The 26,823-nt window shown below is 68.7% G+C and carries 25 protein-coding genes and 7 pseudogenes; 19 read left to right on the top strand and 13 right to left on the bottom strand.

The window, feature by feature from the left end:
- Nucleotides 1-2: 2 nt before the first annotated feature.
- The 10 genes and pseudogenes from IH54_RS0135365 (at nt 3) to IH54_RS0135315 (ending at nt 8,711) form a co-directional block, all read left to right on the top strand.
- Complete coding sequence (locus IH54_RS0135365; RefSeq protein WP_031525019.1) at nt 3-410, top strand: ArsR/SmtB family transcription factor; 408 nt, start codon at nt 3-5, stop codon at nt 408-410.
- Entirely contained in the window at nt 407-763 is a 357-nt protein-coding gene (locus IH54_RS43935) for a transposase (RefSeq protein WP_420711821.1), read from the top strand. Before IH54_RS0135365 ends, IH54_RS43935 begins: the two co-directional genes overlap by 4 nt.
- Before the next feature lie 1,080 nt (nt 764-1,843).
- On the top strand, nt 1,844-2,230 hold the full coding sequence (gene ureA, locus IH54_RS0135355) for an urease subunit gamma (RefSeq protein ID WP_031525017.1): 387 nt from the start codon (nt 1,844-1,846) through the stop codon (nt 2,228-2,230).
- 182 nt (nt 2,231-2,412) lie between these two features.
- Nucleotides 2,413-2,841 (top strand): urease subunit beta, encoded by a 429-nt coding sequence (locus tag IH54_RS0135350; RefSeq protein ID WP_234344189.1) that lies wholly within the window; start codon nt 2,413-2,415, stop codon nt 2,839-2,841.
- Nucleotides 2,842-2,874: 33 nt separating this feature from the next.
- Nucleotides 2,875-4,746: an urease subunit alpha gene (gene ureC, locus IH54_RS0135345; protein WP_031525013.1), complete on the top strand. Its 1,872-nt coding sequence runs from the start codon at nt 2,875-2,877 to the stop codon at nt 4,744-4,746.
- An 8-nt stretch (nt 4,747-4,754) separates the two neighbouring features.
- Nucleotides 4,755-5,408 (top strand): urease accessory protein UreF, encoded by a 654-nt coding sequence (locus IH54_RS0135340; protein WP_031525011.1) that lies wholly within the window; start codon nt 4,755-4,757, stop codon nt 5,406-5,408.
- A gap of 25 nt (nt 5,409-5,433) precedes the next feature.
- Nucleotides 5,434-6,159, top strand: a complete 726-nt coding sequence (ureG, locus tag IH54_RS0135335; RefSeq protein WP_107060345.1) for an urease accessory protein UreG — start codon at nt 5,434-5,436, stop codon at nt 6,157-6,159.
- Nucleotides 6,160-6,242: 83 nt separating this feature from the next.
- Nucleotides 6,243-6,971 (top strand): urease accessory protein UreD, encoded by a 729-nt coding sequence (locus tag IH54_RS40675; protein ID WP_234344188.1) that lies wholly within the window; start codon nt 6,243-6,245, stop codon nt 6,969-6,971.
- A 283-nt stretch (nt 6,972-7,254) separates the two neighbouring features.
- A pseudogene (locus IH54_RS40670) lies at nt 7,255-8,100 on the top strand (IS5 family transposase).
- A 179-nt stretch (nt 8,101-8,279) separates the two neighbouring features.
- Nucleotides 8,280-8,711, top strand: coding sequence for a hypothetical protein (locus IH54_RS0135315; protein WP_324607848.1), 432 nt, complete (start codon nt 8,280-8,282; stop codon nt 8,709-8,711).
- 155 nt (nt 8,712-8,866) lie between these two features.
- On the opposite strand, the gene IH54_RS0135310 is transcribed toward IH54_RS0135315, so the two are convergent.
- Both IH54_RS0135310 and IH54_RS0135305 read right to left on the bottom strand, forming a co-directional pair.
- A complete protein-coding gene (locus IH54_RS0135310; RefSeq protein ID WP_078862765.1) occupies nt 8,867-9,517 on the bottom strand; it encodes a sensor domain-containing protein in 651 nt (216 codons plus the stop codon).
- A gap of 150 nt (nt 9,518-9,667) precedes the next feature.
- The gene (locus tag IH54_RS0135305; RefSeq protein ID WP_078862764.1) at nt 9,668-10,111 is read right to left on the bottom strand and encodes a hypothetical protein; all 444 of its coding nucleotides are present in this window, start codon (nt 10,109-10,111) and stop codon (nt 9,668-9,670) included.
- Nucleotides 10,112-10,260: 149 nt separating this feature from the next.
- On the opposite strand from IH54_RS0135305, the gene IH54_RS47330 reads away from it, so the two are divergent.
- Together IH54_RS47330 and IH54_RS48000 are read left to right on the top strand one after the other, a co-directional pair.
- Complete coding sequence (locus tag IH54_RS47330) at nt 10,261-10,653, top strand: hypothetical protein (RefSeq protein ID WP_031524998.1); 393 nt, start codon at nt 10,261-10,263, stop codon at nt 10,651-10,653.
- On the top strand, nt 10,566-10,943 hold the full coding sequence (locus IH54_RS48000; protein WP_324607849.1) for a helix-turn-helix transcriptional regulator: 378 nt from the start codon (nt 10,566-10,568) through the stop codon (nt 10,941-10,943). The genes IH54_RS47330 and IH54_RS48000 overlap by 88 nt, the downstream gene beginning before the upstream one ends.
- Before the next feature lie 173 nt (nt 10,944-11,116).
- On the opposite strand, the gene IH54_RS0135295 is transcribed toward IH54_RS48000, so the two are convergent.
- Together IH54_RS0135295 and IH54_RS0135290 are read right to left on the bottom strand one after the other, a co-directional pair.
- A complete protein-coding gene (locus IH54_RS0135295; RefSeq protein ID WP_052398216.1) occupies nt 11,117-11,422 on the bottom strand; it encodes a hypothetical protein in 306 nt (101 codons plus the stop codon).
- A gap of 360 nt (nt 11,423-11,782) precedes the next feature.
- On the bottom strand, nt 11,783-12,685 hold the full coding sequence (locus IH54_RS0135290) for a class I SAM-dependent methyltransferase (protein WP_031524994.1): 903 nt from the start codon (nt 12,683-12,685) through the stop codon (nt 11,783-11,785).
- Nucleotides 12,686-12,815: 130 nt separating this feature from the next.
- On the opposite strand from IH54_RS0135290, the pseudogene IH54_RS48185 reads away from it, so the two are divergent.
- Together IH54_RS48185 and IH54_RS46380 are read left to right on the top strand one after the other, a co-directional pair.
- A pseudogene (locus IH54_RS48185) lies at nt 12,816-12,985 on the top strand (IS630 family transposase); the annotation flags it as partial.
- 355 nt (nt 12,986-13,340) lie between these two features.
- Nucleotides 13,341-14,543: a hypothetical protein gene (locus tag IH54_RS46380; RefSeq protein ID WP_031524992.1), complete on the top strand. Its 1,203-nt coding sequence runs from the start codon at nt 13,341-13,343 to the stop codon at nt 14,541-14,543.
- Between the two features lie 95 nt (nt 14,544-14,638).
- On the opposite strand, the gene IH54_RS0135280 is transcribed toward IH54_RS46380, so the two are convergent.
- The 4 genes from IH54_RS0135280 to IH54_RS0135265 form a co-directional block, all read right to left on the bottom strand.
- Nucleotides 14,639-15,073, bottom strand: coding sequence for a DUF3224 domain-containing protein (locus IH54_RS0135280; protein ID WP_052398215.1), 435 nt, complete (start codon nt 15,071-15,073; stop codon nt 14,639-14,641).
- Nucleotides 15,074-15,094: 21 nt separating this feature from the next.
- On the bottom strand, nt 15,095-15,742 hold the full coding sequence (locus tag IH54_RS40665; RefSeq protein ID WP_199923516.1) for a type 1 glutamine amidotransferase domain-containing protein: 648 nt from the start codon (nt 15,740-15,742) through the stop codon (nt 15,095-15,097).
- A gap of 123 nt (nt 15,743-15,865) precedes the next feature.
- Nucleotides 15,866-17,365, bottom strand: a complete 1,500-nt coding sequence (locus IH54_RS0135270; protein ID WP_031524987.1) for a UbiD family decarboxylase — start codon at nt 17,363-17,365, stop codon at nt 15,866-15,868.
- Between the two features lie 96 nt (nt 17,366-17,461).
- Complete coding sequence (locus tag IH54_RS0135265; protein ID WP_031524985.1) at nt 17,462-18,049, bottom strand: UbiX family flavin prenyltransferase; 588 nt, start codon at nt 18,047-18,049, stop codon at nt 17,462-17,464.
- A 94-nt stretch (nt 18,050-18,143) separates the two neighbouring features.
- On the opposite strand from IH54_RS0135265, the gene IH54_RS0135260 reads away from it, so the two are divergent.
- Nucleotides 18,144-19,049 (top strand): LysR family transcriptional regulator, encoded by a 906-nt coding sequence (locus tag IH54_RS0135260; RefSeq protein ID WP_031524983.1) that lies wholly within the window; start codon nt 18,144-18,146, stop codon nt 19,047-19,049.
- A gap of 571 nt (nt 19,050-19,620) precedes the next feature.
- Here IH54_RS0135260 and IH54_RS43920 read toward each other — a convergent pair.
- Nucleotides 19,621-20,109: pseudogene (locus IH54_RS43920) on the bottom strand (IS5 family transposase); the annotation flags it as partial.
- 109 nt (nt 20,110-20,218) lie between these two features.
- On the opposite strand from IH54_RS43920, the pseudogene IH54_RS40660 reads away from it, so the two are divergent.
- Nucleotides 20,219-21,356: pseudogene (locus tag IH54_RS40660) on the top strand (integrase core domain-containing protein).
- A 98-nt stretch (nt 21,357-21,454) separates the two neighbouring features.
- On the opposite strand, the gene IH54_RS0135245 reads toward IH54_RS40660, so the two are convergent.
- On the bottom strand, nt 21,455-21,928 hold the full coding sequence (locus IH54_RS0135245) for a MerR family transcriptional regulator (RefSeq protein ID WP_031524979.1): 474 nt from the start codon (nt 21,926-21,928) through the stop codon (nt 21,455-21,457).
- Between the two features lie 19 nt (nt 21,929-21,947).
- Nucleotides 21,948-22,820 carry an SDR family NAD(P)-dependent oxidoreductase gene (locus IH54_RS0135240; protein ID WP_031524975.1) on the bottom strand — a complete coding sequence of 291 codons (873 nt, stop codon included), beginning with the start codon at nt 22,818-22,820 and terminating at the stop codon, nt 21,948-21,950.
- Between the two features lie 211 nt (nt 22,821-23,031).
- Between IH54_RS0135240 and IH54_RS40655 the strand changes: the two are divergent.
- Nucleotides 23,032-23,920: pseudogene (locus tag IH54_RS40655) on the top strand (IS5 family transposase).
- Between the two features lie 7 nt (nt 23,921-23,927).
- Here IH54_RS40655 and IH54_RS0135230 read toward each other — a convergent pair.
- A pseudogene (locus IH54_RS0135230) lies at nt 23,928-24,650 on the bottom strand (IS256 family transposase); the annotation flags it as partial.
- A gap of 30 nt (nt 24,651-24,680) precedes the next feature.
- Between IH54_RS0135230 and IH54_RS0135225 the strand changes: the two are divergent.
- Both IH54_RS0135225 and IH54_RS47995 read left to right on the top strand, forming a co-directional pair.
- On the top strand, nt 24,681-25,034 hold the full coding sequence (locus IH54_RS0135225) for a hypothetical protein (RefSeq protein WP_031524971.1): 354 nt from the start codon (nt 24,681-24,683) through the stop codon (nt 25,032-25,034).
- 100 nt (nt 25,035-25,134) lie between these two features.
- Nucleotides 25,135-26,255, top strand: a pseudogene (locus tag IH54_RS47995) (IS630 family transposase).
- Nucleotides 26,256-26,274: 19 nt separating this feature from the next.
- Here the strand turns inward: IH54_RS47995 and IH54_RS0135215 are convergent.
- Nucleotides 26,275-26,658, bottom strand: a complete 384-nt coding sequence (locus IH54_RS0135215) for a hypothetical protein (RefSeq protein ID WP_234344185.1) — start codon at nt 26,656-26,658, stop codon at nt 26,275-26,277.
- Between the last annotated feature and the right edge of the window lie 165 nt (nt 26,659-26,823).

The following is a 26,823-nucleotide window of genomic DNA, read 5'->3' as shown; positions in this document are numbered from 1 at the left end:
CCATGGGCCACGGAGCGAACACCGCCGACAATGAGCCGCCGCGCACCCGCCTGACGACGGCCAATGCCGCGCAGGTGGCCACCACGCTGCAGGCGCTGTCGACGCCGTCGCGGCTGCTGATCCTGGCTCGGCTGCGTGAAGGGCCGTGTGCGGCAACGGAGTTGGCCACGGCCGTGGGGATGGAGCAGTCGGCCTGCTCCCACCAGTTGCGCCTGCTGCGCAACCTCGGACTGGTCACCGGCACCCGCCAGGGCCGCTCGGTGATCTACGCCCTGCACGACAACCACGTCGCGGCCCTGCTCGACCAAGCCGTCCACCACATCGAGCACCTTCGGCTGGGAGTCGTCGACGCACCTGCCACCGTCGACGCGGCAACTGCCGCCGCTGACCGGGAGCGGTCCCTCTCCTGACCTGCGGCAGGCCGGCGTCGGAGGCGGCCGAGCAGCCGCTGCCCCGCCCCTGCGCGGGACCCCCCGATCACCCGTGGGCCAACGCCCGCTCGGCCGTCAAGACCCTCACCGACCACCAAGTCGAACTGCACTTCCTGCCGCCGTACTCACCCGAGCTGAATCCCGACGAGCTGGTCAACGCGGACCTCAAGCACAGCCTGCCCAAACAGCACCGGGCCCGGAACCAGGCCGAACTCGCCGCCGAGACCCGCCGCTTCTTCCACAGACGCCAGCGTCAGCCGCACATCGTCCGCGGCTACTTCGGCGGCCCACACGTCCGCTACGTCCTGGACGAGAACCCCATGAGTTTCTGATCAATACAACGGGCATCGGCCGCACCGGGCTCTCGGCCAAGCCGCTCCACTCCGAGCACTCCCCCACCCAAACAGTGAGCCAGCCCAGATCGGACGCCTCGAGGTCCGTCGGCGAGATCGACCCGGAGGAACCCTCCACGAGTACCACCACGCGACCTGACCAGGCCGGATGATTAACCGGCACCCACAATGGCGACAATGTAATCGCGGAGAACATCCTCCGGCAGGCCCTCTCGGATTCGGCAGTCGTTTCAAGGTCAATCGAATAGCCGTCCGATCAGTAGAAGAAACTTGCAGAACATTGCGAGCGGGGCGCGGGCGATCACTACCATCCAAATAGACACGCTTAGATTTCACGTGCCGAGAAGAGGGGTGCCGATATGACATCCACCTTCTCGCCAAGGCGGCTCTTAAAGCATTGAAGCATCTTGGCGTATTTGAGTAAGCGGTCGATCCGTTCACACACTCGCCTCGAATTCGGCAAGCCGCCGGTACTGAACTTGAATTGGCGATTTCGGTCAACTGTTGAGTGGGGCCGGTGCTTGCGAAGCGGCCGTCGGCTATGCCGGGGCGGCACTGGAGCTGCTTCAGCTTGCGTGTGAGTGCGCGGGTGACCTGGGAGAGGTCGGCGGGCCGCGAGATCTGGACGTTCAGGTGAGCTTGATGGCCGCCCAACGACCGCTTCGACCTCTTGAATTCGGTCATGCGATCGCATCTACGTCCGTTCGAGGCGGGCCGTGTGGTTATGCGGGAGCATGCTGCTCTTTGGCGTCATGATCGTCTGAGGCGGGGGGCGGTTCGGCTGAAGGGGCCGGTGGGGCCGCATCGCGTCGCCAATCCCATTTTCGTTAGCGGGTGCATCTGCTCTTCCGCGTGACGGGTGTCTGGCACAGGTCGGTGCACGGCATCGCGGGGCGCCCGCCGCAGGACGCCGGCTGTCCTCTGGGGAATTGCCGACCGGACGCACCTGCCGAGTTCGTCGGATGCGTCCGGGGCGATCGGGCGTGGGGACTCACGGTGCTGTCGTCCCTCTCAGGGCCGGGGCACCCTCACCACTGCGGAGAACAGAGAGGAGCACGGATGCATCTGATTCCGTCAGAGCAGGAGAAGTTGCTGCTGAGCGTGGCCGGGATGCTGGCCAGCTATCGCAAGGAGCGCGGCATCAAGCTGAACTACCCCGAGGCCGTGGCTTACATCAGCTGTTGGGTCATCGAGGAAGCACGGGCGGGCACCTACACCGTCGACCAGATGATGAGCGATGCCGACGTTCCTCTGGAACAGCGGAAGGGAGACACACAGGGCCGGGGCGAGAGCGTCCTGACGACCGACGATGTCATGGAGGGCGTGCCCGAGATGCTCGACATCCTCCAGATCGAGGCGACCTTCCCCGACGGGCGCAAGCTCGTCACCCTCTACGACCCGATCCGGCCGCCCGAAGCCGCACCGCTGCCCGCTCCTATCCGCTGAGGTCGAACTCGATGCCCTATTTCCAGCAACTGACGAAGCCTCCGGTGACGGCACCGGTCACGTGTCCGGACACCTGCGCCTGCTGCCATGGGGACGGCCCCTGCCAGAGGCCGGAACCCGGACCGCCCTCCGCTCTGGACCCGAGCCTGTCCCCCGACTTCTCCCGGTACGAGGTGGGGGGAGTGTGGGTCAAAGACCCGGACGCGATGCACGTGCTCAATTCGCAGGGCGGCAGAGCCACTGTCTATGTGGTCAACGTCGGTGACCGCGACATCCAGGTCGGTTCGCACTTCCATCTGGCCGACGTCAACAGGGACCTGTTGTTCTTCACCGACCTGGACACCGCCACCGAGGCAGAGGCCGTTCTGACCGACTCCCGGCGCGTTCGGTCCGAGCAGATCGCTGCGGCCCGCAACTTGGCGTACGACTGGTCGAAGACGCCGGGGAAGGCCCCCTGGGGATACCGCCTCGACATCGCTCCCGGGGATTCCGTGCGGTTCAGCCCCGAGAACGCTCCCAGCGAGGCGATCGCGGTCGTGCCGATCGGCGGGCGGCGACGTGTTCCGGGCCTGCGCAAGGACAAGCCGGATGACGACGTCGCTCTCGACTGACAGGGCCTTCGTATACCTAGCTGGAGGAATGCAATGGCGAACATCACCCGCAAGCAGTACGCGAAGTCCTACGGGCCGACCGTGGGCGACCAGGTACGCCTGGGTGACACCAATCTCTGGATCGAGGTCACCGAGGACCTGACGTTCGGCGGTGACGAGGCGATCTTCGGCGGTGGCAAGACCGTCCGTGAGTCGATGCTGCAGGGGATGAACACCAGCCTGGAGGACGCCCCTGACACCGTGATCACCAACGTGATCATTCTGGACGTCGGCCCCGCTCTGGAACGGGCGAGCGGCACTTCCATCGTGCGTGCCGACGTGGGGATCAAGGGGGGCAAGGTCGTCGCGATCGGCAAGGCCGGCAACAGCGACGTCATGGGCGGGGTCACCCCGGGCCTGGAGATCGGTCCGTCCACGGACGTGATCTCCGGCGAGGGCAAGATCCTCACCGCGGGCACCATCGACACCCACGTACACTTCATCTCCTCCTCGGCTGTCCACGAAGCGCTGTCCACCGGGACCACCACGCTGATCGGCGGTGGCGTGGGCCCCTCCGAGGGATCGAAGGCGACCACCGTGACGCCCGGTCCGCAGCACCTGGTGAACCTGCACCGCAGTTTCGACGACCTGCCGGTCAACGTCATGCTGCTGGGCAAGGGCAACACCGTCAGCAAGGAGGGCCTGGACGAGCAGGCACTCGCGGGCGCCGGCGGCTACAAGATCCACGAGGACTGGGGGGCCACTCCGGCAGCGCTGGACGCCGCGCTGACGGCCGGGGAGGAGTGGGGTCTGCAAGTCACCCTGCACGCCGACTCCCTCAACGAGTCGGGCTTCGTGGAGTCCACCCTCAAGGCCATCGGCGGGCGCGGAATCCACGTCTTCCATGCCGAGGGCGCCGGCGGTGGGCACGCCCCCGACATCCTGAAGGTTGCCGCGGAACGAAACGTCCTGCCCGCCTCGACGAACCCGACCCTCCCGTACACCGCGAACACGGTGGCCGAGCACATCGACATGCTGGCCTCCGCCCACCATCTCGATCTCAGCAACAGGAACGACCAGGCGTTCGCCGACTCCCGCATCCGCTCCACGACCATGTTCGCCGAGGACGTACTGCACGACATGGGTGCGATGTCCCTCACCTCCTCCGACGCCCAGGCCATGGGCCGCATCGGCGAGGTCGTGACCCGTACCTGGCAGGTTGCCCACGTCATGAAGGAGTGGTCCCACAAGACCTTTGAGGACGCGAACTTCTTCTACGGCGCCGTTCAAGGGCCGGGCGACAACGCCCGCGCGCTGCGCTACGTGGCCAAATACACCATCAACCCCGCCCTCGCCCACGGCATCGACGAATACGTCGGTTCCGTGCAGGAGGGCAAACTCGCGGACCTCGTGCTGTGGGACCCGCGGTTCTTCGCCGTGCGGCCCGAGATGGTCATCAAGGCCGGCGCCATGGTGATCGGCAACCTGGGTGACCCCAACGGTTCGGTGTCGACCCCGCAGCCGAGCTTCCTGCGGCCCGCGTTGGCCCACGCGATCGCCTGCCGGCTGTCCTACTCGTTCGTCTCCGAGAAGGTGCTCAACCCGCCCTCCGGCACCGACCCGTACAGCAGGGTACGAGGCAAGGGCGTGTTCAAGGACTCGTTGGAGGAGACGCTCGGCCTGCGGCGGGAGTTGAGGGGCGCGAAGCCCGTCAAGGACGTCGAGAAGGCGGACATGGTCTTCAACGGCGAGCGGTTCGGCATCGACATCGACCCGAGCACGTTCAAGATCGCGGTGGAGATCCCGGGAGTCGACCCGTCCAAGCACAGCCTCACCAGGCACAGCAGCCGGAACGGTTTCTGGTACCTCGACCAGCCGAACCCGCCGAAGAGCCTCCCGCTCACCCAGCGCTACCTGCTCTTCTGAAGCGCCCGGTGAGCACCTCCCCGCTCCTGCTCGCCCTGCTGGGCGACGCCCGGCTCCCGTCCGGGGGACACACGCAGTCCGCCGGTCTGGAGCCGGCGCTGCGGGCCGGCACGACATCGGCCCAGGTACCCACGTATCTGCGGGCCCGCCTGCACACCGTCACCCGCGTGGAGGCGGGCACCGCCGTCGTCGCCCGCGCAGTGGCGGTACGCGGCGGCGACCTGGCCGACGTCGAGGCCGCCTGGGCCGCCCGTACGCCCAGCCAGGCGCTGAGGGCCAACGGCCGACGCCTGGGACGCGGGTATCTCCGCGTCCTGCAAACGCTCTGGCCAGGCCCCGCCGACGCCCGCGCACGCACCTGGTCGCGCCCGGTCGTGCTCGGCCTGCTCGCCCACCGGGCCGGGATGGACCCCGTCGACCTCGCCCGCCTGGTCGGGTACGACGACGTCCAGACCGTGACAGCGGCCCTCCTCAAACTCGAACCGCAGGACCCGCTGCTCATCACCACATGGGTGAACGAACTCCTGCCCGACATCGACGCACTGGCCGCCGACGTCGCGCACCTCCACCACCCCGAACAGATCCCCGCCCACAGCGCTCCCCTCATCGAGCGCTGGGCCGAAACCCACGACACGACCACAGAGAGGCTCTTCAGTGCCTGACAAGCCCACTGCCCCCGCCCGTGCCATGCGCCTGGGCGTAGCCGGCCCCGTCGGCACCGGCAAGAGTTCGCTCATCGCGACGTTGTGCCGGGCACTCTCCGGCGAACTGCGCCTCGGCGTCATCACGAACGACATCTACACCGACGAGGATGCGCGCTTCCTCAAGAGCGCCGGGGTGCTGGACCCCGAACGAATCCGCCCGGTCGAGACGGGCGCGTGCCCCCACACGGCGATCCGCGACGACGTGACGGCCAACCTGCTGGCGGTCGAGGACATGGAGGCCGACTTCGGCCCGCTGGACCTGGTCGTCATCGAATCCGGCGGCGACAACCTCACCGCGACCTTCTCCCCGGCCCTGGTGGACGCCCAGCTGTTCGTCCTGGACGTCGCCGGCGGCGGGGACGTCGTCCGCAAGGGCGGTCCCGGCATCGCCCGCGCCGACCTGCTCGTGATCAACAAGACCGACCTGGGCGAGCACGTAGGCGTGGACGTCGAACGCATGACGCGCGAGGGGCGCGAAGCCCGCGGGGGTTCCCCGGTGATCGCGCTGTCCCGGCACGACGAGGCGTCCGTCCGGTCGCTGACCGGCTGGGTCCGCGACACCCTCGCGCGCTACCGCACCGGCGAGCACACCCCGGTCGACCCAGGCCCCATGGCCCCGCACTTCCACCCCGACCCACACGGCGAGGAAGCCCACCCGCACAACCACGCGCACGGCCAGGAGCCCGAGCATGCGGGACAGCCCACGTGACCGGACCGACCCGACTGAGCGTCCAGCGTACAGGGGGCCGCAGCCGCGTCCGGCGCACGACCGGCCACCTGACGGCACGGATCATGGACCAGGACGCCGACGGTGCCCGGGTGGGCCTGCTCGCCACCCAGGCACTGCTGCTGTCCGGCGACGACGTCCGCATCGAGGTGGACATCGCTCCCGGCGCGTGGCTCGACGTCGTGGAGACGACCGGCACCGTGGCGTACGAGGGCGACTCACCGTCCTCGTGGACGATCGACGCCACGGTGGGCGACGAAGCGGTCCTGACCTGGGCGGGCAGGCCCTTCGTGGTCTCGGACGGGATCGCCACCCACCGGAACACCCGTATCCGGCTGCACGGCACCGGCAGGGTCCTGATACAGGAGAAGATCGTCCTGGGCCGCGCCGGCCAGACCGGCGGGGACCTCACCACGTCACTGAACGCGACGGACGACACCGGACCGGTCCAGGTGGAGCACCTCGACCTGACCAGGCATGCCCGTGGCATGCCCGGCGTCCTCGGCACCCTTCGCTCCCTGGACACCGTCACCGCTCTGGGATGGTCGCCCGAACCACCCAGTGAGCCGGACCCCGGCACCACCGGGCCCGGCGAGACCTACTTCCGACTGGACCGGGCCGGAGCGGTACTCCGCTGGATGGGAAACGGCCGGTTCCGTGACCGGCTGTGCGACCCCGCCTTCGCCGCTTGGTCCGAAGAAGCCACACGCACCCACCGCCACCAGGCCCACCCCGTCCCGGACCCCGGCCCCCGCTTGCCATCCCCCTCGCACAGAGCCGACACACACGCATAACCCCGCCTGTGGCCCCTCCGCCGGAGGGGCCACGGGGAGCCTCCCTCTGAGAGGACGTTCGCGTCGTTAATGCATCGGTTTGCGATAGTTGGGTCGCGCCGGGATTTGCCTTGTGCAGGCAGAATAGGCGATATGTCTCTTCGGCTGAACCATGCCGGACTAGCGTTTCACCCCGGTTGCTACCGATAGCTTCTGTCCGGTTCGAATACATCCCTGAAGTTGGCTTTTGCCTCGCCCGATCGAGCGATATGCCCGGTTGGGGGCCTCGTGCATGAGTGGTCTCATGACCTCTTCGAAGCAGCGTGAGCCGTATTTGAGTGATCTCTCCGATGCCCGCTGGGCGTTGATGGAACCTACCTTGACGGCCTTGCGGGCCGAGCGGCAGAAGACCTCGCTCAACCTCGGCGGAAAGGTCACTGACCTTCGAGAAGTCATGAACGCGATCCTCTTCCTCAACCGGACCGGCGTCCCCTGGCGCTACCTGCCCCACGACTTCCCGCCCCACACCACCGTGTTCGGCTACTTCAGCTCCTGAACCGCCGACGGCACCATCGAGAAACTCGGCCTCCACCTGCACCGGATGGTCCGCGAGCAGGCAGGACGCACCGCCGAACCCACCGCCTGCGTCATCGACGCCCAGAGCGTCAAGACCGCCACCAGCGTGCCCACCGACACCCAGGGCACCGACGCCGGCAAGAAAATCGTCGGACGCAAACGCAGCATCGCCGTCGACACCCTCGGCCTGTTACTGCTGGTCATGGTCACCGCCGCCAGCGTCTCGGACAACGAAGCCGGCATCCAACTCCTCACCCAGATCGCCACCGACCACCCCACCATCAGCAAGGCATGGGTCGACACCGGCTACAAGAAGAAGGCGATCGAGCACGGTGCCACGCTCGGCATCGACGTCGACGTCGTCCCGCGAAACGAGCAGGTCAAAGGCTTCTCCGTGATCCCACGGCGGTGGGTGGTGGAGCGGAGTTTTGGATGGATCATGATGCATCGCCGCCTCGCCCGCGACTACGAGACCAAACCCGCCCACTCCGAGAGCATGATCCGCCTCGCGATGATCTCCAACCTCGCGAAACGAGCAACCGGCGAAACACCCATAACCTGGCACAACCCATGAACTAGCAGGTCTTCAACCGGAACGTCCTCTGAGACCCTACAAGGTCTGTAGGATCTCGCGGCTCGTGGGAGAGGGAACCGCCCTGACCAGCGGGTTTCTCATCTGTCTCAGGCCGATGTCCCACGCCTCTGTCTCAGCTCCCATGGCATTTCCTCGCCGGGGTGGCAGGAGCGTGCTGGATGATGGTTGAGGTGCAGCTCCCCTACGTCTACCGCGTAACCAAGTACAACCCCGCCGACCGCGACGAACACGGTCACTACACCGGCTCCGAGGACGTCTTCAGCGACCACAATGAGGTTGAGGCGTCCTGTCTTCAGGCGGTCGCGGCCTTCGCCAGGGACACCGGCGTCGATCATCTGGTCGTACGGGAACCGCAGATCCTGTCCCTGGCACACTTCGGCGTAGGGCCCCCGGTGGACGGCTTTGGGCTGGACGGACTCTTCCCTGCTGGCCCAACCGGCTTTGACGACGGGGCAGAGGTGCCGCTCGATGTCGGGCTGGAGCTGGTACGAGCCATGTTGCGCGACAACGGCGCCTGGTGCCGATTGGAAGAGGAAGGCACTTTCGCGGTCCATATGGGATGGGACCAGTACCTATACATCGGCAGCTGATTCACGGTCAATGAATGAGCAGTCCAGTCGGGCGTCCAGCGCTGCGGCAGGAGCGCCGTCGGCACCTACAGCTCCCAAGCACTCCGCGAGGGGATCGGCAGCCCCTCGCGCCGGGCAGTCCACCGCGAGCCGCTGTTGGCGGGCCCGGCCCATGGCTACGCGGCCCGGTCAGTCAGCAGGGAGCGGGCCAACCGGGTCTGCATCGCGGCCAGCCCGCGGACCACCGGAACCGCGGTGGCCAACATGACCACCCCTACGGCGGTGTTGAAGCCGATGTCGACCGCCCGCGAGCTGGTGTCGAATATCAGCTCCGCCAGTCCCTGGTCGTCCGGCCCTTGCGGCAGGGACCACGACCATGTGCCGTAGAGCAGCTCGCCCACACCGCCGAGGGTCCACGTCAGCGCCACGCTGAACGTGATGACCTGGAGGGGGAAGGCGACGACCAGATGGGCCAGGTCGCGCCAGGGCTGTGGTTCGCGCACCGCGCGCAGCCACCCCGCCCATCCCGTGCCGGCCTGCCGGGGGTGCTGCAACGGCAGCGGACGGCCCGTGACGGCCGTCACCCGTCGGCGTTCCGTGTTGGCCAGGGCCCGTGCCGCGCGCAGGGTCCCGGCCAGGACCGGCAGTCCGACATAGACCAAGAGGGTGGACACCCCCAGGGTGAATCCGGTGACCGCGACGGTGAACGCCGCTGCCCCGAGGGGCAGTCCGGACAGGAGATAGCCCAACTCCCGGCGGAATCGGTGGCCAACGGGCCCGGTCTCGGTGGACGCATGCGGCACGGTGAGCGAGGCGGTCTCAGTCATGGGCACTACGATCGCGGTTACGCGCGGCCGGCGTCCAACCTGCTACCCGGCCACCGGGGGTAGGGCTTGCCCCACCCCCACAGGCCGAACCGGTGATGACACCGAGGCAGACGCTCGTCTGGGCGTCGGCCCGGCACGCGATGGTCCCCCTCAATTACGGCGCCCCCGCGCTCCGCCGCCGGCCTCGCCACGCGCGCCTGCGCCGAAGCCGGCGTGGCAGCTGCTGTCGAAGATGTAGGCCCGGCGCGACAAGAACCACGGGTCGACGACCAACCCCGTCTCGTCACCCACCAGGAACACCGTGGCCTGACGCCAGCTCAGCCGTCCGACCTCCCTCACCCACCCCCTGTCCGCGATCTGCTGCGCACCGCCCCAGCGTTCCTCGGCCGCGATCTGCTCGAGCTTCAACCCATACCCGGGTTCGGCAGGACGACTGGTGCCGCGTGGCCGGACGTCCCCTTGCCAACGCAGTCGGCGAGGCACGACCGTCACGCAGATCGCCATCACGATGAAGGCGGCGATACCCCCCGACGTCAGCACCGGGCCCATCAGTCCGTCGCCGATCACGGCCACGCCGGCGAGCAGCGCGCCCATCCATGCCAAGGCCCCGTTTATTACTACCGCGTCCGTGTCGTCAGCCCCCGCCGCTCGCCTCACGGCTCGAAAGATGTCGGCAAATCCTGGCCCGGGCCGTACTGCCCCCTCAGCTCTCGCTGAGCATCCCGGTACGGAGCTTGGCCAGGATGTGGGAGAGCGACCACGGCCGCGCGTACGACCAGCTGCGCAGCATGTTCACCCAGGACTTCCGGCCCCTTCCCGTGCACTACCACTCGTCCGTCTACGGGCTGGGCGACCTCGCGGCCGCGGCGGTCAGGGCCGGACGCGCCGACGAAGCCCGGGCGGTCCTCGACTCGTCCCTGGAGATCCTCGGCGCCGAGCAGTCCCCCCGGGTCCGCGCCGTGCTCCGGCGGGCCACCGCCCTGCTCGGCGACCCCGACGGCGCCGAGGAGCACTTCCTCGCCGCGGTAGCTGATCCGGCCGCCGCCCGCTGGCCTTCGAACTCGCCCTCGCCCGCCTGGACTTCGGTGAATGGCTGCGCCGCAGGCGCCGTGCCGCGGACGCCCGCCCGCACCTGAACGGGGCTCTCGAGACCTTCCGGCGCCTCGGCGCGCTGCCGTGGGGCGAGCGCGCGGCCGCCGAACTCCGCGCCGCCGGCGCCGCCACCACCCTGCCGGCCGCGAGCCCCGCCGCGGACCTCACGCCGCAGGAGCGCCAGATCGCGGAACTGGCCGCGCAGGGCCTGACCAACCGCGACATCGCCGCCCAGCTCCACCTCTCGCCCAGGACCGTCGGCTACCACCTCCACAAAATCTTCCCCAAGCTGCACATCACGTCCCGCGCCCAGCTGCGCGACGCCCTCTCCTGACGCGCCGGACCCGGCCGCCGTACCGCTGTCGCTGGGGGGCGGAGCTGCGATACCGCTACGGTGAACGCGATTTCCCGGTGCCCGGACAGCCGGCGGCTGCGGGCTCCGGTGTCGGGGGAGCGCGCGCGGACAGCGAGGGGGCGCTGTGGGCCGGTTGCCGGCGAAGGGCACGATCAGGGCTGACGCCTCACCCGACTTCGTCGGCCGCGACGGCGTCGTCGGAGGTGTGGACGAGATTGCAGCGTGAGCCCGGCCAGGAACGCGCGGCAGGCGCCGATCGCTTCGCGCAGCTCGCTGGTCTGCACGCTGTCGAGGCTGGCGCCGTCATCGAGTTGGAGCCCGGAGTACCGCTCCTGGAGCGTGTCGTAGGCGTCGAGGAAGGCGTCGCCGTCCACCTCGGGCTGGAACTCGAACACCAGGTCGTTGCCGATTTCGGCGACGTGCGGCTCGGTGTGCAGGGAGAGATGTTTCGTGGCCACGGGGGCGTCTCCACGGGGTGACGTGATGAATGCCCGGCCCACAACCAGCAGCACGGTGGAGGGTACCCGGTCCGTCGAAGTCGATCCGCGCAGCCATTCGCTCGAAGGCCGCGCCCGCTCGGGCTCGCCGGCCTCCAGGGCTGGACTGCGCGGCGGTCATTCCGCCTCGGCGATGCGTGATGTCGCGGACCCTACTGGTTGAACTGCGAAGACGCGTATCCGCCGCACGGCATCATGCGAAGATCACCCACCAGTTGATGAGCGGACCGTAGCACCCGCCCTGATCCCCTGCCTGTGGGTGGCGATGATCCTGCGCCGGAAAACGATGTTCCGGTGGCAGATGAAATCATGTACGGGAGTTCAGGTCTCGGCCAGTTGAAAGTGCCAGATGATCTCCACCGGAACCCCGGCGTTGGCCGCCACAGCAGCCTCGGGTACCAGGTCCATCAGGCACCATGGCCAGTCCTCCCACGGACCCAAGTCGATCGTGAGCTTCCGTGGCGGATCCTGTGCCCCGGTCCGTCCCCCGGCTCGCTCCTCGGGTTCCTCACAGCGCCGGACTTGTAGCCCCACCGTAAGCGCGGCACGTAGATAGTCCCCGACCGGATGACGATAGGTCTCCACCTGCCCCGGCCTCCCGTCCGCCAAGCGCACCGAGGGAATCGAACCCCGCGCCACGCATTCCGGGTGGATGTCCGAGGTCACGAGGTGCCCGCCCGGACGCAAAACCCTGGCGAACTCCGCCATCACCGGCCTCAGGTCGGCGACGTGCGTCAGGGCAAGAGAACAGACCACCAAGTCCATGGCATCATCGGCCACGGGCAGCCGGCGCAGGTCGCCAAGGAGGAACTCGCCTGCTGGTACCCGCTCACGTGCCCGCGCCAGCATGTCCGCCGAGCTGTCGACGCCGACTGTCCGGTGACCGCGCTCGGCCAGCAGGGCCGTCATCCGACCGGTGCCGCAGGCGGCGTCCAAGGCGACACCAGTCGGCATTCCATCGAGGATTTCCCCGACCACCGGCTCGTCGAAGTCGAACGCCGAGTTGGGGCCGTCATAGGTCCTCGACCAGATCTGGTATCCATCGACGGTGCCCACCGGGGCAACGTCCACAGCGGCATCCGCCAGCGTCTCGTCGTCAAGCAGCCTCCGGATCTCGCCGATACGCGCATCGACGAACTCGCGATCGTGCTCCCCGGTGAACGATCGCAGCAGGGCAGTGCCTTCAAGGCCCACCAAGTAGGCGAGCGGATTCTGGTGCTTCACGGCGCGACGCTAGCGACGCTCGTGGCGCCAGCGCCACCGATTTGCCCGTCGCTCCTGGCAATGTACCTCTCGGTCACTGGTGATCTTCGCATGATGCCGTGCGGCGGATACGCGTCTTCGCAGTTCAACCGCGCCCCAACTCAACCCGGTCGAGGGCATCTGGTCACTGCTCCGCCACCGCTGCCAGGTCAACATCAACTTCGGGGCTTACGAGAAGTCCAATACCGCAGCGACCTCACCGACGGATGCCTCACCGGCACCGGCCTCACCACGACGACATCACGGACACAACCTCAGTAATGGGTCATCGGGCTCACAGTGGTGGAGGTTCGGCGACTCCTGGCAGCTTGTCGTGCCAGGCCCCCGCACCTGAGCGGACACCGCGGTCGCCACCACGCGCTCAACTGGTCGAACTCGCGCCGACGATGCCAAGCCGTCGCCGCCACTGTCACTACCTGCGGCGTTGTCGCACGATCGAGGGGCGGTCCCCGTGAGACCGCCCCCACACGATCGAAGTCCCGCTATAATCCCGCCACCCGGCGAAAACACCAGGTCAGGCACCGAAATCCTGCTGAAGTACTTGGCGCAGCCGCCGTCGGCCGGCGGGCGCTGGGTTCTCCGGGGGTGCCCGGCGCCGTGCAGCGAGGAGAGTGTGATGAGCACACCGTCCCGGGGTCAGGATCTCTACGGCAACCCCGCGGCCCCGAGCGGCCCTTACGTTCCCCCGTCCGCGGGCCACGGCCCCGCGGGGTACGGCCCGTCCGGGTACGGCGCGCCCGCCGGGGACCATCCCGCGTACGGCAGCTCGCCCTACGCGCCGGGTGGGTACGGCGGCGCCCCGCAGGCGGGCGCGGCGCCCGGCCCCCAGGACGCGGCCCAGGCACCGTCGGGCGCAGGCTGGGTGCCCTCCGGGGTCACGCCGCAGCCGCCGAAGGGGCCCCGACCGGGCTTGGGCGAGCGGCAGTTCACGGCCGCCCCGCAGCGCTCGCGGACCGCTCTGGCACTGCAGTACGTGCTGCAGTACCTCTACATCCCCGTGTGGGCCCTGCTCGCCTTCGCCCTGCTGGCCGTGGTGATCGCCATCGACATCCTCGGCGACGGCAACGTCGGCCTGCCCGGCGCGATGTTCGCCTTCAAGACGACCGCCATCTCCTGGCGCCGGCTGCGAGTGGAGTGGACCGGGCGCACGGACCTGTGGGCGCCCTTCACCGACGACCGCTTCGCCGCCCTCTTCCCCAAAGCGGAGAAGAACAGCGGCTGGGAGGCGGCCAAGCTGCCGCCCAGCGGAGTCCGGCGGGCCGAGTGCGCGCTCCCGGTGCGCCACTACCGCGGGCTGGACTCCGCGGCGGTCGAGCAACTGGCCGGCCGGCGCGGCTGGTCGGTGGACTGGCAGAAGACCCGGGACCCGCGCAGCGAGCTGCACCTCTACCGGCTCATTGCGCCGCCGCAGCACACGAGTGTGCCCGACCCGTACGGGCCCGCGCCCCGGCGGGGCGAGCCGTGGGGGCCGCTGCCGCGGCGGTTCGCGACGCCGCTGCTCACCCTCGTCTTCATGCCGCGGCTGCGCGCACTCGAACTGCGCGACAGCGCCGACGCCTACCTCGCCCACCTGAGGACCCGGCTGCCGCGCTTCTTCGCCGCCGAGACCAAGCGGGACCCGCGCCGGGGCTACCTGGCCGAGGAGGGCCGCATCCTGCGCCGGGTCAGCGTGCCGTCCTGGCACTTCCGGGGCGCCGGAGCGCACGCCGTGCTCGCCGTCGCCGCCGAGCACGGCTGGCACCTGGACCACTCGTTCCCTGCGGAGCCGGACGGCCCGGTCCGCCTCTGCCGCCCCGACTTGGCCACCCCGCCGGCCTGAGCGGCTGCTGCCGGTGTGGCGGTGATCGACGCGCCGACGACCGCGGTCCGCGCCACGGCGAAGGCGGCGGTGACCGCACGCCGGGACAGGGTCTGTCAGGAGCCACCTCCCAGGGCTGTGTCCGGCCGCTCGAACCAGTGGTCCAGATGGATGGCGGCGCCTTCGCCGAGGTTGGCGCGCAATCCGCCGGTGCCGCGCAGGCCGGTGAGTTCGCCGGTGCCGGAGCCGGGGACGACGAACCACTCGCCGTTGACGACGCCCCCGGCCACGGTGCCGGAGTCCTGGAGGAGGAAGGTTCCCTCGCGGCCGGCCAGTCGCCCGGTCACCCGCTCGACCCCGACGAAACTCGCGGTGCCATCCGGGTGCGCGGCCTGGAGGAACTCGGCGACGCCGTCGCCCTCGATGTCGCCGCTGAAGGTCTCCTCGACGTGGATCCGGAACAAGGCGGGCCCGTCGTCAGGCTGTTCGTACGGAAGGGGCTGGTAGCTGCGGACGGTGATCGTGCCGTCCGCGCGTTCGGTCTCGGTCATGTGAGGTCCTGTCGGGTGAGGTCAAGGAGCGCTACGGCCGAGGGCCTGGACGACGAGCTGGGCGACGGCCGTACCGGAGTACTGCTGCTGCCCGGTAACGAGCAGCCCGTCACGTACGGCGTGCGGACGGAACCGTCCGGCGACGGTGAAGTTGGTGTCCGGCAGGCGGCGCGCCTCGTCCTCGATGCGGAAGGGCTGGATGGTCCGGCCGACATAGGCGTCGGCGTAGTCCTCCTCGGAGTTGGCGAAGCCCGTCCAGGTCTTGCCGGTCACCAGCAGCGTGCCGTCGGCCAGGCGGGTCTTGAGGAGGGCGGCCGTGCCGTGGCAGAGCACCGCGGTGATCCTGCCTGTCTCGTGGAAGGAGGCGATGAGCGAGTGGACCCGCTCGTCGACGGCGAACGTGTACATCGGTGCCTGGCCGCCGATGACCAGCAGGGCGTCGTAGCCGGAGGTGTCGGTGTCTGCCAGGGAGGGGTCTTGTCGAGCAGTGCGCTGTGCTCGGGAGAGGTGGCGAAGCCCAGGGACAGGAGGTCGTCGGCGGAGTAGCGGGACTCGTCCCGCGGGTCGCTCCAGGAGTCGGCCCGCAACGGGCCGCCCTCCGGGCTGACGATGTCGACCTCGTAGCCGGCCTGGGTGAACTCCCAGTACGGATGTGTCAGTTCCGACCACCGGAAGCCGATCGGCCAGCCGGTCCGGCCGGAGACCGCCGGGTTGGAGGCCAGGAGCAAGATCCTCCTGCCGGGGGCGCCGGTGTCGGTCCCGTGGGTGTCGATGCCGGTGGACATGGTGCGTTCACTGCTCCGTGAAGCCGTAGGTGGCCCAGTTGGCCAGGACGCGGTCGCGAACCTCGGCGGGCCAGCCGTTCTCGAAGCTGCCCTTCACCGGGCGTTTGCCGCCGGGGTAGAGGTCGGCGAGCAGGCAGTTGTAGATGACCTTGCCGGCCATGAAACTGCGGGCCTCCTCGGGCGTCAGGTAGACGGCGAGCTGGTCGCTGACCGCGGGCGGGTAGTGGAACTCGCCGCGGTCGACGTCGGGGTGGGAACGCGTCGCGAAAGCCCACACGAGTTCGGAGAGATCGGTGATGTCGACGTCGTCCTCGACCAGCAGGATCTTGGGCGCGTTGACCGAGGGCTTGCCGTGGAAGATCACGGCGGCGATGCGGTCGACGAGTTCGTGCGAGCCCAGCCCGGTCGTCCGGTGCCAGTCGCTGCGGACGGCCAGGCTCAGCCAGTGCACCGCGGCCTCGAAGTTGTACCAGGCCGAGGAGATCGGCAGCCCCGCCTCGCGCAGCAGGTGGAGGATCTCGGCGGCCGAGGTCGTACCGATGATGGTGTGGTCCTCCTCGACCGGTGGTCCCGCGGCGACCACGGGCTGGATCGCCCCGTCGCGGTAGGTGACCGCCGACACGTGGAAGACGGCCTTGGGGGAGGCTTCGGTGGCGTTGTAGCCGGGGAACTCGTTGAACGGCCCCTCCATCACGGTCTCGTCGAGGGAGATGTGCCCCTCGATGACGATTTCCGCGGTGGCCGGGACGAGCAGGTCCACTGTTTCGGCCCTGACCAGCTCGATCCCCTCGCCGAACAGTGCTCCCAGGTAGTGGCTCTCGTCGGCGCCCTCCGGCAGCGGCATCCCGCCGACCCAGGGCAGGGCCGGTTCGACGCCGATGGCGAGCGCGATCGGCATGGGTCGGCCGAGCGCGGTCCACTGGGAGCGGATGACGCCGAGGTGCTGCGGGGCGGGGATGAGGCAGGCGAGGGTGTTCCGGTCGTGGATCATCATGCGGTTGATCGACCAGTTGGTCCACGACCCGTCCGGGGTTTTGACGATGTTCATACCGTAGGTCTGGATGTAGCGGCCACCGTCGCCGGCGTGGATCAGCGGCGTGGGGAACGCCAGCAGGTCGACGTCGTCGCCCAGCATGACGTTCTCCTTGCAGGGGGCCTGTTCCCGGGCGACCTCCACCGGCGGTATGCCCGGCCTGGCGCGGGCCGCCGCGAGGTGCTCCACGATCTGCTGACCGGTGGCGTCAGCGTCCAGCCCCACGGCGAGGGCGATCCGTGCGAAGCGGTGCCGGGAGGAGCTGAGCGCTCCGGGAGCTCCGAACAGGCGGAATCCCGTGCCGGTGTAGCCGGTGAGGCTGGTGAACAGCGGGGCCGGCGCCTGCAGGTCGTAGCAGCGGCGGATGATCGCGCCGGCCTCCAGATTCCAGTCCACCTCGGCGTCGATCCGTTGGACGTCGCCGAGTTTTTCCAGTTCGTCGATGAATGCGCGCAGGCTGCGTAGGTGCTTCAACGGGGTTCCTCTCGAAGAGCGGGGAGGTGAAAATGCGGTACGAAGGGGGGATGCGCGCGGGTACGAAGGTCCGCGCGGAATCGGGGCCGCTGGGGACTACTCGCCCCAGCGCGGCAGTTCCGGGACGTCGATACCCAGCAGGTCCAGGGCCCGGCCGACGGTGTGGTCGACGATGTCGGCCACGCTCCGGGGGCGCAGGTAGAAGGCGGGCACCGGGGGCATCACGACGGCGCCGGACTCGGTGGCGGCCTGCATGGCACGCAGGTGGCCGAGGGTCAGCGGTGTCTCGCGGACCAGCAGCACCAGGCGCCGTCGCTCCTTGAGCGTCACGTCGGCAGCCCGCGTGAGCAGGTTGTCGTTGCCGGCGTACGCGATCGCCGAGAGGGTCCGCATCGAGCAGGGGGCGACGAGCATCCCGGCGGTACGGAACGAGCCGGAGGCGATCGCCGCCCCGACATCGGACGGCCGGTACGTCACGTCGGCCATCGCGGCCAGGTCGCGGGCGTCCAGATCCGTCTCGTACGCCCGGGTCTGCTGCCCCGCGGGCGTCACCACGAGATGCGTCTCCACCCCCGCCTTGCGGGCCAGTTCCAGCGCCCGTACGGCGTAGGCGATCCCGGTGGCGCCGCTGATGCCGACCACCAGCCGGCGGGGAGGGTGAGCAGCGGTTTCCACGTCTTCCATGCGAGTCCCCGTTCCGATCGCCCGTGGCGATCTGCCTCGAAGGGTTTCAACCAGGCACAGATGGATCAATCGCCGTCTGCTGTATGATCATCAAGTGGCAGTTGTCGAACCCGGCGAGCTCGAGACGTTCCTGGTGCTCGCCGAGGAGCTGCACTTCGGGCGGACCGCCCAGCGCCGCCAGGTGTCCCCGCAGCGCGTCAGCCAGCTGATTCAGGCACTGGAACGGCGCATCGGTGACGCGCTGTTCGAGCGCACCAGCCGGCATGTGGCCCTCACCGATCTCGGCCGCCAGTTCCGGGACCGCCTCCAGCCCCACTTCCAGGGCATCCAGGACGCCCTGGCCTGCGCCACCGCGACCGCGCACGGCGTCACCTGCCATCTTCGGATCGGGGTCTTCAGCACGCTGTGGGCGAAGGTGATCGTCGAGGTCGCGGACGTGCTGCGGGCCCGCCGGTCTCCGATCGAGCTGCTCGTCCACGAGATATCGGCCGGTGACGCCTTCGAGCCCTTGCTCCGCGGCGAAGTCGACGTGATGAACGCGAGCCTGCCGGCCCAGGAGCAGGGGATCACCGCCGGCCCGGTGCTGCTGGAGGAGCCGCGCGTACTGGCGATCTCCACCCGGCACCCGCTGGCCCGGCAGGACGGCGTCAGCCTGGAGGACCTGGCGCGGACCCCGTTGCTGGTCGCCCCTTACATGTCCGCGTACTGGAACGAGGACCGCTCGCCGTCCCTCACCCCGAAGGGGCGGCCGATCCCGCGCGGCCCGCACATCTCCTCGGTGTCCGAGGGGCTGGCGCTCATCGCCGCGGGCAAGGGCGGATTCTGCTTCGGCGCCCACATGGCCCGGTACAACCAGTTCCCCGGCGTCGCCTTCCTGCCCGTCCGTGACGCCCTGCCCGTGCGGTGGGCCCTCGTCCGCCTCTCCGGCGCCCGCGTCCCGCTCCTCCGCGACTTCACCGACGCCGTCCGCACGGTGCTGGCCGACGGCGGCTGCGCCTAGCCTAGGGCGTGTCTGATAAATGATCATCTGGCGTGCTCGCGGGGAGACGGTGTCGGCTGCCCAGACCCAGGGGATCGCTTGCTGCGGCCGGGCCAGTGCCCTCCAGGTTTGGTCGGGTTTCCGCTGCTGGCAGGATGGCCGAATGGACGACGACACCGCCCCCGCCCGGACCGACGAGGTCAGCCCTCGTGCGGCCTGTCCGTCGTCGTTGAGCGAGGCGCTGAAGCGCCTCGCCGCGGTCGCGCGCCACGACACCGCAGAGTTCGATCAGGCGCTGTTTGGCCTGGCACTGCTGTGCGCGGAGGCACCTGTTGAGGCCATGGAACTACTTGTCGCAGCTACGGCGGCACAGGATCCGATGCTCAGGCGCGCAGGGATCGAGGGTCTCGCCATCTTCGGCCCCGACGCCGTGGCGCACGCGCCGATCATCGCCAGCGGGCTCTCCGACCAGGATCCGGATGTGCGGGAGGCAGCGCAGGTTTCTCTCGAAGCTGTACTCAGGCGGAATGAGCCCGACGAAGGACTCCGCGTTGCCGTTCGCCGAGCGGCCGAGCAACGGCAGCCAGGAGACGCTCAGTGACCATCGGGCTGGTTCGCGAAGCCAGAGGATCAGGGAGGCCAGGACGACTCCGGCGCGGTAGCGGTCGGCCGGCTTGTCAAAGCGGGTGGCGATCGCGCGGAACTGCTTGAGGCGAGCGAAGCATCGTTCGACCATGTTGCGGGCGCGGTATGTCTCCTTGTGGACGGTGGGTGGTCGGCCGCCAAGGGCTCCACGTCGTCGGCGGTTGGCCTCTTGGTCGCGGCGCTCGGGGATGGTTGCGGCGATACCCCGGCGTCGGAGCAGGTGGCGGATCGCCTTGCTGGAGTAGGCCTTGTCGCCCCTCACTCGGTCCGGTGTCGTGCGCGGACGGCCGGCGCCGGGGCGCGGGATCCGGATGGCGTCAAGGACCTGGCCGAACGTAGCGGCGTCGTTGGCGTTGCCCGGGGTGAGCACGATCGAAAGGGGCAGGCCGCGGCCGTCGACGGCCAGGTGGACTTTGGTGGTCAGCCCTGCGCGTGCCGATAAATCATCCGCCCAGGTCACGGCCTTGATCGCTGGTCTGCTGGTGACCTGCTTCCAGCCCTCGACGTCTGCGCCTGCGCACGGCATCGAGGCATCATGATCTGTCGTGCTCCTGCGCCTGGCCTGTCCCGCCGCGACCAACGCCTTCGCCTTCCTTCATCTGCTACCGGTGTGCGATCGCGACAAGGACATCGAGATCCTCGCCCTCCGGCACCAACTGCTGGTTCTCCAAGTCAGGTCGGCAAGCCCACCTTCACCGACACCGACCGGGTGATCCTCTCCGGCCTGCTCCATCACCTCCCGACGGACAAGCTGAGGAACTTCTTGCTGCTGGTACGTCCCGACACGATCATGCGATGGCACCGCGACCTACTCAAACGGCGCCACGCCGCGACCTGCGCACCCAAGCGGCGCGGACGACCACCCACCGTCCGCTCCATTCGCGCCCTCATCCTCCGTCTGGCTCGCGAGAACTCCTCATGGGGTATCGGCGCATCCACGGCGAGCTCGCCGCCCTGGTTATCAGCGTCGCCGCGTCCACCGTCTGGGAGATCCTCAAGGACCACGGCATCCCACCGGCTCCGGAACGCCAGAACACCACGTGGGCCGACTTCCTGCGCGGCCAGGCCAGCGCCCTGCTCGCCTGCGACTTCTCCGAGACCCGCACCCTCACCGGGGCGCGACTCTACGTCTTCGCCGGCATCGAGCACTCCACCCGACGCATCCGGATCCTGGGCGCCACCGCACACCCCACCGCACAATGGGTCGTACAGCTCGGGCGCAACCTCCTCAAGGACCTCGAAGAGGCAGGTAGCAAGGCCAGCTTCCTGATCCGCGACCGCGACTCCAAATTCACGACCGCCTTCGCCGCGCTACTGACGGACGCCGGACTGAAGGTCGTCACCACCGGCGTCCGGATGCCGCGTATGAACTCCGTCATGGAGCGCTGGATACAAACCCGTCGGCACGAACTCCTCGACAGAACCCTGATCTGGAACCAGAGCCACCTCCTCCACGCACTCAGGAAGTTCTAGACCTTCTACAACGGGCACAGACCCCACCGGGCACTGGACCAAGCCGCTCCACTCCGACCACTCCCCCATCCACTCAACGAACCAGCACAGATCAGACGTCTCGAAGTCCATCGACGAGACCGACTCGGCGGGACACTCCACCAGTACCACCAGGCCGGACGATTTACCGGCACCCGCAGTGCCGGCCCTTCTTCTTGTCGGTGGCGATGACGGGCCTGGCGGCGATGTCGCGCAGGCTCCTCTCCTGCTCGCGCAGGTGGACACCTATGAAACACGCTCACATCAGCCCGTTGGACAGCGGGCGGGCGTCAGCCTTCCGGGTGTCCGTCGTAGACGCGGATTTTGTACTCGGTGGTCTCCAGCGCCAGGCCGAGCTCACGGATCTGCCGCGTGATTCGGTCTTGCTGGTCGAGCATGATGCGGCGGCGTTCCGGGATGGTGCTCGGGCCCTGCTCGACGAGCAGGATGTAGCGCTTGAGGTCGGTCATGGTCATGCCGGACAGGCGCATCCGGGTGAGGAAGACGAGGCGGCGCAGGTCGAACGCCGAGTATTCGCGGTACCCGGAGGCGTTGCGAGCGGGCCGCACGAGTCCCTCCTGCTCGTAGTACCGGAGGGTGTGCGTCGACAGGCCGACAAGCCGGGCGGCCTCGGCGACACTCTTGGGCATCGCCGAGGCCTCGATCGTGGCATCGTCGAGCAGCTCGTGCAGCGCATCGATCGCCGACGAGGATGGCCCGTCGCTGGCAGCGAGGATGCGTTCGATCAGCGCTTCAGTAGCCATGGCCCACAGCGTACGGCGATCAGAACGCGCGCACCGCGGGCGGCATGCCTGGGAAGTCTGCCGACTCGCTCACAGACGCCCATTTCTCGACGTCGTCGAGCGCACCACGGTAGACGCGGGTGAGATTGCGAACCGCCTCGGCACCGAGCGGGAGCCGGAGCGGCGCGTCGGGGGTGTCGAGCATGTCGCGGATCACCCGGGCGGCGCGTGCCGGGTCGCCCTCCTGGATGCCGTCGGCCTCGGCTATGTTCGCGCGCACGGCACCGATGGCCTCGTCGTAGATCGAGCTCTGCTGCGCTGTGTTGAGCACGTCGGCGGCGTTGAACGCGGTGCGGAAGCGGCTGGGCTCGACGATGAGGACGCGGATGCCGAACGGTGCGACCTCGCCCGCGAGCGCCTCCGACCAGCCCTCGAGCGCGAACTTGCCGGCTGAGTAGCTGCCGACGGCGGGGAACGACATCCGCCCGCCCTGGCTGCTCATCTGCACGATCGCACCCGAGCGACGCTCCCGCAGGTGGGGCAGCACGGCACGCACATAGGCGGCCGGGCCGAACAGGTGCTGCTCGAGCATGGCCCGCAGCGCGGCATCCGTGATCTCTTCGGCGGCGCCGACCTGTCCGGCACCGGCATTGTTGACGAGCACGTCGACGCGCCCGAACACCTCCAGCGCCCGCTGCACGACCGCGGCCGCTCCCGCCGTGACGCGCACATCGTGCTCGATGGCGAGGAGCCGATCCCCGTACCGCGCCTTGAGCCCGTCGAACCGGTCGGCCCGTCGCGCGGTCCCGATCACATGCTCGCCGGCCGCGAGTGCCGCCTCGGCGAGCGCCAGGCCGAGGCCCGAACTCGCGCCCGTGATGATCCATGTCTTCGTCTCGTTCGTCGTGGTCATGGCCCCGACGCTAAAGCTTCGAGCGCGCTTGAAAGCAACCCGCGCTCAGACTCGGGAGGCGACGGGCGGTCCGGCCCGCCTGCGGTAGAAGCCAGTCCTTCTACCAGGTCACCACGCCCAGGCGGGTCGCTTCGCCGATACCCGCGCTCGCTGTACACCACCGCCCTCCGCGACTCTCACAAATGAGTAGTTCTGAGAGCGTGTCTGAGATCTGCCGTATCGGCCGTCCGGGTGGCTCGTTGGGTGGTGTGTGAGTGCTGGCAGGGGCGGCTATCCGTCTGATCTGACCGATGAGCAGTGGGCGTTGATCGAGCCGCTGCTTCCTGCGCCGAGGACGGGCCGGAAGGGCGGGCGGCGGGAGAAGCATCCGCGTCGGCGGATCGTGGACGCGATCTTGTACCTGGCGCGGACCGGGTGCCAGTGGCGGTACCTGCCCAAGGACTTTCCGCCCTGGCCGACGGTGTACTGGTATCACCTGGTGGCACGACGACGGCACGGTGGAGAAGGTCCACGACGCCCTGCGGGGCAAGGTCCGCCAGGCCGACGGCCGCAACCCGGAACCGTCCGCCGGCCTGATCGACTCGCAGTCCGTCCGCGCGGCCGACACTGTGCCGAAGGCCACCAGCGGGTTCGACGCGGGCAAGAAGACCAAGGGCCGCAAGCGGTTCATCGTTACCGACACCCTCGGCCTGCTCCTGGCCGTGCACGTCGTCGCGGCCAGTGTCCAGGACCGCGACGGCGGGAGGCGGCCACTGTTGTGGACCCGCTTGGACCATCCCACCGTACTGAAGGTCTGGGCGGACCAGGGCTTCGCCGGCCGCCTCGTCCAGTGGGCCGCCGACACCCTGCGCCGCGAGGTGGACATCGTCCGCAAACAGCCCGGACAACGCGGCTTCCATGTCCAGCCCAAGCGGTGGGCGGTCGAGCGCACCTTCGCCTGGATCACCATGCGCCGCCGCCTCGCCAGCGACTACGAACGAGACCCGGCACACTCCGAGACCATGATCCGCTGGGCCATGACCGACGTGATACTCCGCCGGCTCACCCGCGGAGGACCCGCCGCCCGACCCGGCCCCAAACCGCTACGACGGACTCTCTGAGCCGATCTCAAACGCGCTCTGAGAGGCGGCCGTCGAAGGTGATGTCGAAGGCGTTCAGCGCGGTCTTCCAGCGCATGGTCCAGCGGGCCTGGCCCTTGCCGGTGGGGTCGAGCGACATGACGGCCATGTAGACGCACTTCAGGGCGGCCTGCTCGTTGGGGAAGCGGCCACGCGCCTTGACCGCCCGGCGGATCCTGGCGTTCACGGACTCGATCGCGTTCGTGGTGCAGATGATGCGGCGGATCTCGGTGTCGAAGCGGAGGAAGGGGGTGAACTCCTCCCACGCGTTCTCCCAGAGCCGGACGATCGCCGGGTACTTCCTGCCCCAGGTATCGGCGAACTCGGCGAACCGTTCCGGTGCGGCCTCTTCGGTTGCGGCGGTGCAGACAGGCTTCAGCACACGGGCGATTTTGTCCCAGTCCTGGCGGGCGGCATAGCGGAAGGAGTTCCGCAGCAGGTGGACCACGCAGGTCTGGACGATCGTTTGTGGCCACACTGCTTCAACCGCATCGGGCAGACCCTTCAGACCGTCGCAGACCAGCATGAGGATATCGCCCACGCCACGGTTCTTGATCTCGGTGAGGATGTGGAGCCAGTGCTTGGCGCCCTCGCCGCCGTCGCCGGCCCACAGGCCGAGGATCTCGCGACGGCCGTCGGTGGTGACGGCCAGGGCCACATGGATCGGCCGGTTGGCGACCGCGCCATCGCGGATCTTCACGTGGATCGCGTCGCTGGCAGCCGGGTAGGGCACGATGGCCATATGGCCAAGCCACCGGAGTCGACCAAGACCTCGTTGCGTCAGCGGCTGGCTGCCAGGGCACGCGAGCGCTGGCCCCAGCTCGGGGGCATCACCGTGCGCTACCACGGCGAGTTCGCCTACGTCGCCGGGCAGTTCCCCGGCGGCACCTCCCTGCCCCTGATGCGCCTGCGCTACACCGGATCGGCTATCACCTGGGGCTTTGCCATCTACCGCGCCAGCCACGACGACTACGAGAAATCGATCCTGCCCAGCGGCAACCCGGCCGGAAGCCCCCAAGAAGCCCTCGACTGCGCCTGCGGCCTCTACCTCGGCGACACCACAGCCTGGATCGACCCGCCATCCCCGACGAATTAACAGGCGCGACCACTAGTGCCGCATCAGGCAACGTTCGCCCTGTTGTGACGAGCCGTCCGGATGGTAATTCGGGCGGCTCGTTGTGCGGCATGCTGTGCGGGTGGCTGAGCGTGTACGGGTCCGCGAGATCGATGACGACGAGGGGCAGCGACTGCTGCGGATCGTCCGACGCGGTACCGGATCGGTGGTGACCTGGCGGCGGGCCCAGATGGTGCTGTTATCAGCCCAGGGAATGGACGTTGCCAAGATCGCCGAGGTGACGTTCACCAGCCCCGACCGGGTCCGAGACGTGATCCACAACTTCAACGCCGACGGCTTCGCCTCGCTCTACCCGAAGTACAAGGGCGGCCGGCCCAGGACCTTCACCCTGCCCGAGCGGCGGGAGATCAAGAAAATCGCCAAGTCCAGGCCGGTCGAGCACGGCCTGCCGTTCTCCACCTGGAGCCTGGTCAAGCTGGCCGACTTCCTGGTCGCCGAGGGGGTGGTCGACGACATCAGCCACGAGGGCCTGCGCATCCTGCTCCGCGAGGAAGGCGTCACCTTTCAACGCCTGAAGACCTGGAAGACCTCGAAGGATCCGGACTACGCCGTCAAGAAAGCCCGCGTCGAGCACCTCTACGCCATCGCCGACGGCGAAGTCCTGCCCGAGCCCGGCGAACCCGATGTCGTGTTCTGCCTCGACGAGTTCGGGCCGCTCAACCTCCAGCCCCATCCTGGCCGTCAGTGGGCCGAACGCAGCGGCAAGCACAAGGACCCCGACGGCGTCGCCGCGCGACCTACAGCCGCCCCCACGGCGTCCGGCACCTGTTCGCCGCCTACGACCTGGGCAAAGACCAGCTCTACGGTCACATCAAGAAGACCAAGAACCGCTCCAAGTTCCTGGAATTCTGCCGCTACCTGCGCTCCCTCCACCCGGCCGGCACACGCATCGCGATCATCTGCGACAACTACTCCCCGCACCTGACCACCAAACGCTGCCAGCGGGTCGGGACCTGGGCTGCGGCGAACAACGTGGAGATCGCTTACACCCCGACCAACAGTTCCTGGCTCAACCGGATCGAGGCCCAGTTCACCGCCCTTCGCTATTTCGCCCTCGACGGCACCGACCACCCCAGCCACAAGGCCCAGGGCAGCATGATCCGCCGCTACATCATCTGGCGGAACAAGAACGCCGCCGACAAGCACCTCAAAGCCCTCGTGAGCAGGGCGAACGCCGCCTAACCCGATACGGAAGGCGGCATCACCACAGGTGCAGGAAGCTCCGCACGTCGTCATAGCCGTCGACAGCGCGGCCGTCTACGTCCGTCGGCTCCGCCTCAGCCCGCGCGGCCAGCGACTCCGCCAGGGCCAGGGCTTCATCGCTGAGACGGCCGAAGCGTCGAGCGGTGTGTCCCAGGCACAGGCCGGCCAGTCCCAGCAGCGGACTCCCCGGCACTGCCTGCGTCCCGACCTGCACGCACCAGAACTCGACGAAGTTCGCGTCGTCGTCGTTCAACGCGGTGCCGACCAGAACTCCCGCCGCCTCGCCCTCTGCGGAGCGGTCACGAAGAGCCCGCTCCAACGTCTCAACCACCACCGCGTGAGGCAGCGCAGGAGGGTTTTCGAAGTTCAGATGAGAATGCACCCCGCGAGACTACGCGGGATGCATTCGAGAGGCGCCTGCAGCCGCCACCCCGCGAGACGGGGCGAAGGGTGTGTCCAGTTAACGGCTGATCTTGGTTGTTGGGGTTCAGTTGTTGGCCGGGGTGAGCCGGCCTTCGAAGGCGATCTGGAAGGCGTTCAGGGGTGC

Source organism: Streptomyces sp. NRRL F-5123, from assembly GCF_000721495.1.
Lineage (GTDB): Bacteria > Actinomycetota > Actinomycetes > Streptomycetales > Streptomycetaceae > Actinacidiphila.
Note: the sequence above shows the minus strand (reverse complement) of the source record. Positions and strands in the feature narration are given on the sequence as shown.

Excerpts from the sequence above, each read along its gene's own strand:
- IH54_RS0135365 (WP_031525019.1), top strand. The coding sequence starts at position 3 with ATGGGCCACGGAGCGAACACCGCCGACAATGAGCCGCCGCGCACCCGC.
- ureA (WP_031525017.1), top strand. The coding sequence starts at position 1,844 with ATGCATCTGATTCCGTCAGAGCAGGAGAAGTTGCTGCTGAGCGTGGCC.
- ureC (WP_031525013.1), top strand. The coding sequence starts at position 2,875 with ATGGCGAACATCACCCGCAAGCAGTACGCGAAGTCCTACGGGCCGACC.
- ureG (WP_107060345.1), top strand. The coding sequence starts at position 5,434 with ATGCGCCTGGGCGTAGCCGGCCCCGTCGGCACCGGCAAGAGTTCGCTC.
- IH54_RS40675 (WP_234344188.1), top strand. The coding sequence starts at position 6,243 with ATGGACCAGGACGCCGACGGTGCCCGGGTGGGCCTGCTCGCCACCCAG.
- IH54_RS0135315 (WP_324607848.1), top strand. The coding sequence starts at position 8,280 with ATGATGGTTGAGGTGCAGCTCCCCTACGTCTACCGCGTAACCAAGTAC.
- IH54_RS0135310 (WP_078862765.1), bottom strand. The coding sequence starts at position 9,517 with ATGACTGAGACCGCCTCGCTCACCGTGCCGCATGCGTCCACCGAGACC.
- IH54_RS0135305 (WP_078862764.1), bottom strand. The coding sequence starts at position 10,111 with ATGGGCGCGCTGCTCGCCGGCGTGGCCGTGATCGGCGACGGACTGATG.
- IH54_RS47330 (WP_031524998.1), top strand. The coding sequence starts at position 10,261 with ATGTGGGAGAGCGACCACGGCCGCGCGTACGACCAGCTGCGCAGCATG.
- IH54_RS46380 (WP_031524992.1), top strand. The coding sequence starts at position 13,341 with ATGAGCACACCGTCCCGGGGTCAGGATCTCTACGGCAACCCCGCGGCC.
- IH54_RS0135280 (WP_052398215.1), bottom strand. The coding sequence starts at position 15,073 with ATGACCGAGACCGAACGCGCGGACGGCACGATCACCGTCCGCAGCTAC.
- IH54_RS0135265 (WP_031524985.1), bottom strand. The coding sequence starts at position 18,049 with ATGGAAGACGTGGAAACCGCTGCTCACCCTCCCCGCCGGCTGGTGGTC.
- IH54_RS0135245 (WP_031524979.1), bottom strand. The coding sequence starts at position 21,928 with ATGGCTACTGAAGCGCTGATCGAACGCATCCTCGCTGCCAGCGACGGG.
- IH54_RS0135240 (WP_031524975.1), bottom strand. The coding sequence starts at position 22,820 with ATGACCACGACGAACGAGACGAAGACATGGATCATCACGGGCGCGAGT.
- IH54_RS0135225 (WP_031524971.1), top strand. The coding sequence starts at position 24,681 with ATGGCCAAGCCACCGGAGTCGACCAAGACCTCGTTGCGTCAGCGGCTG.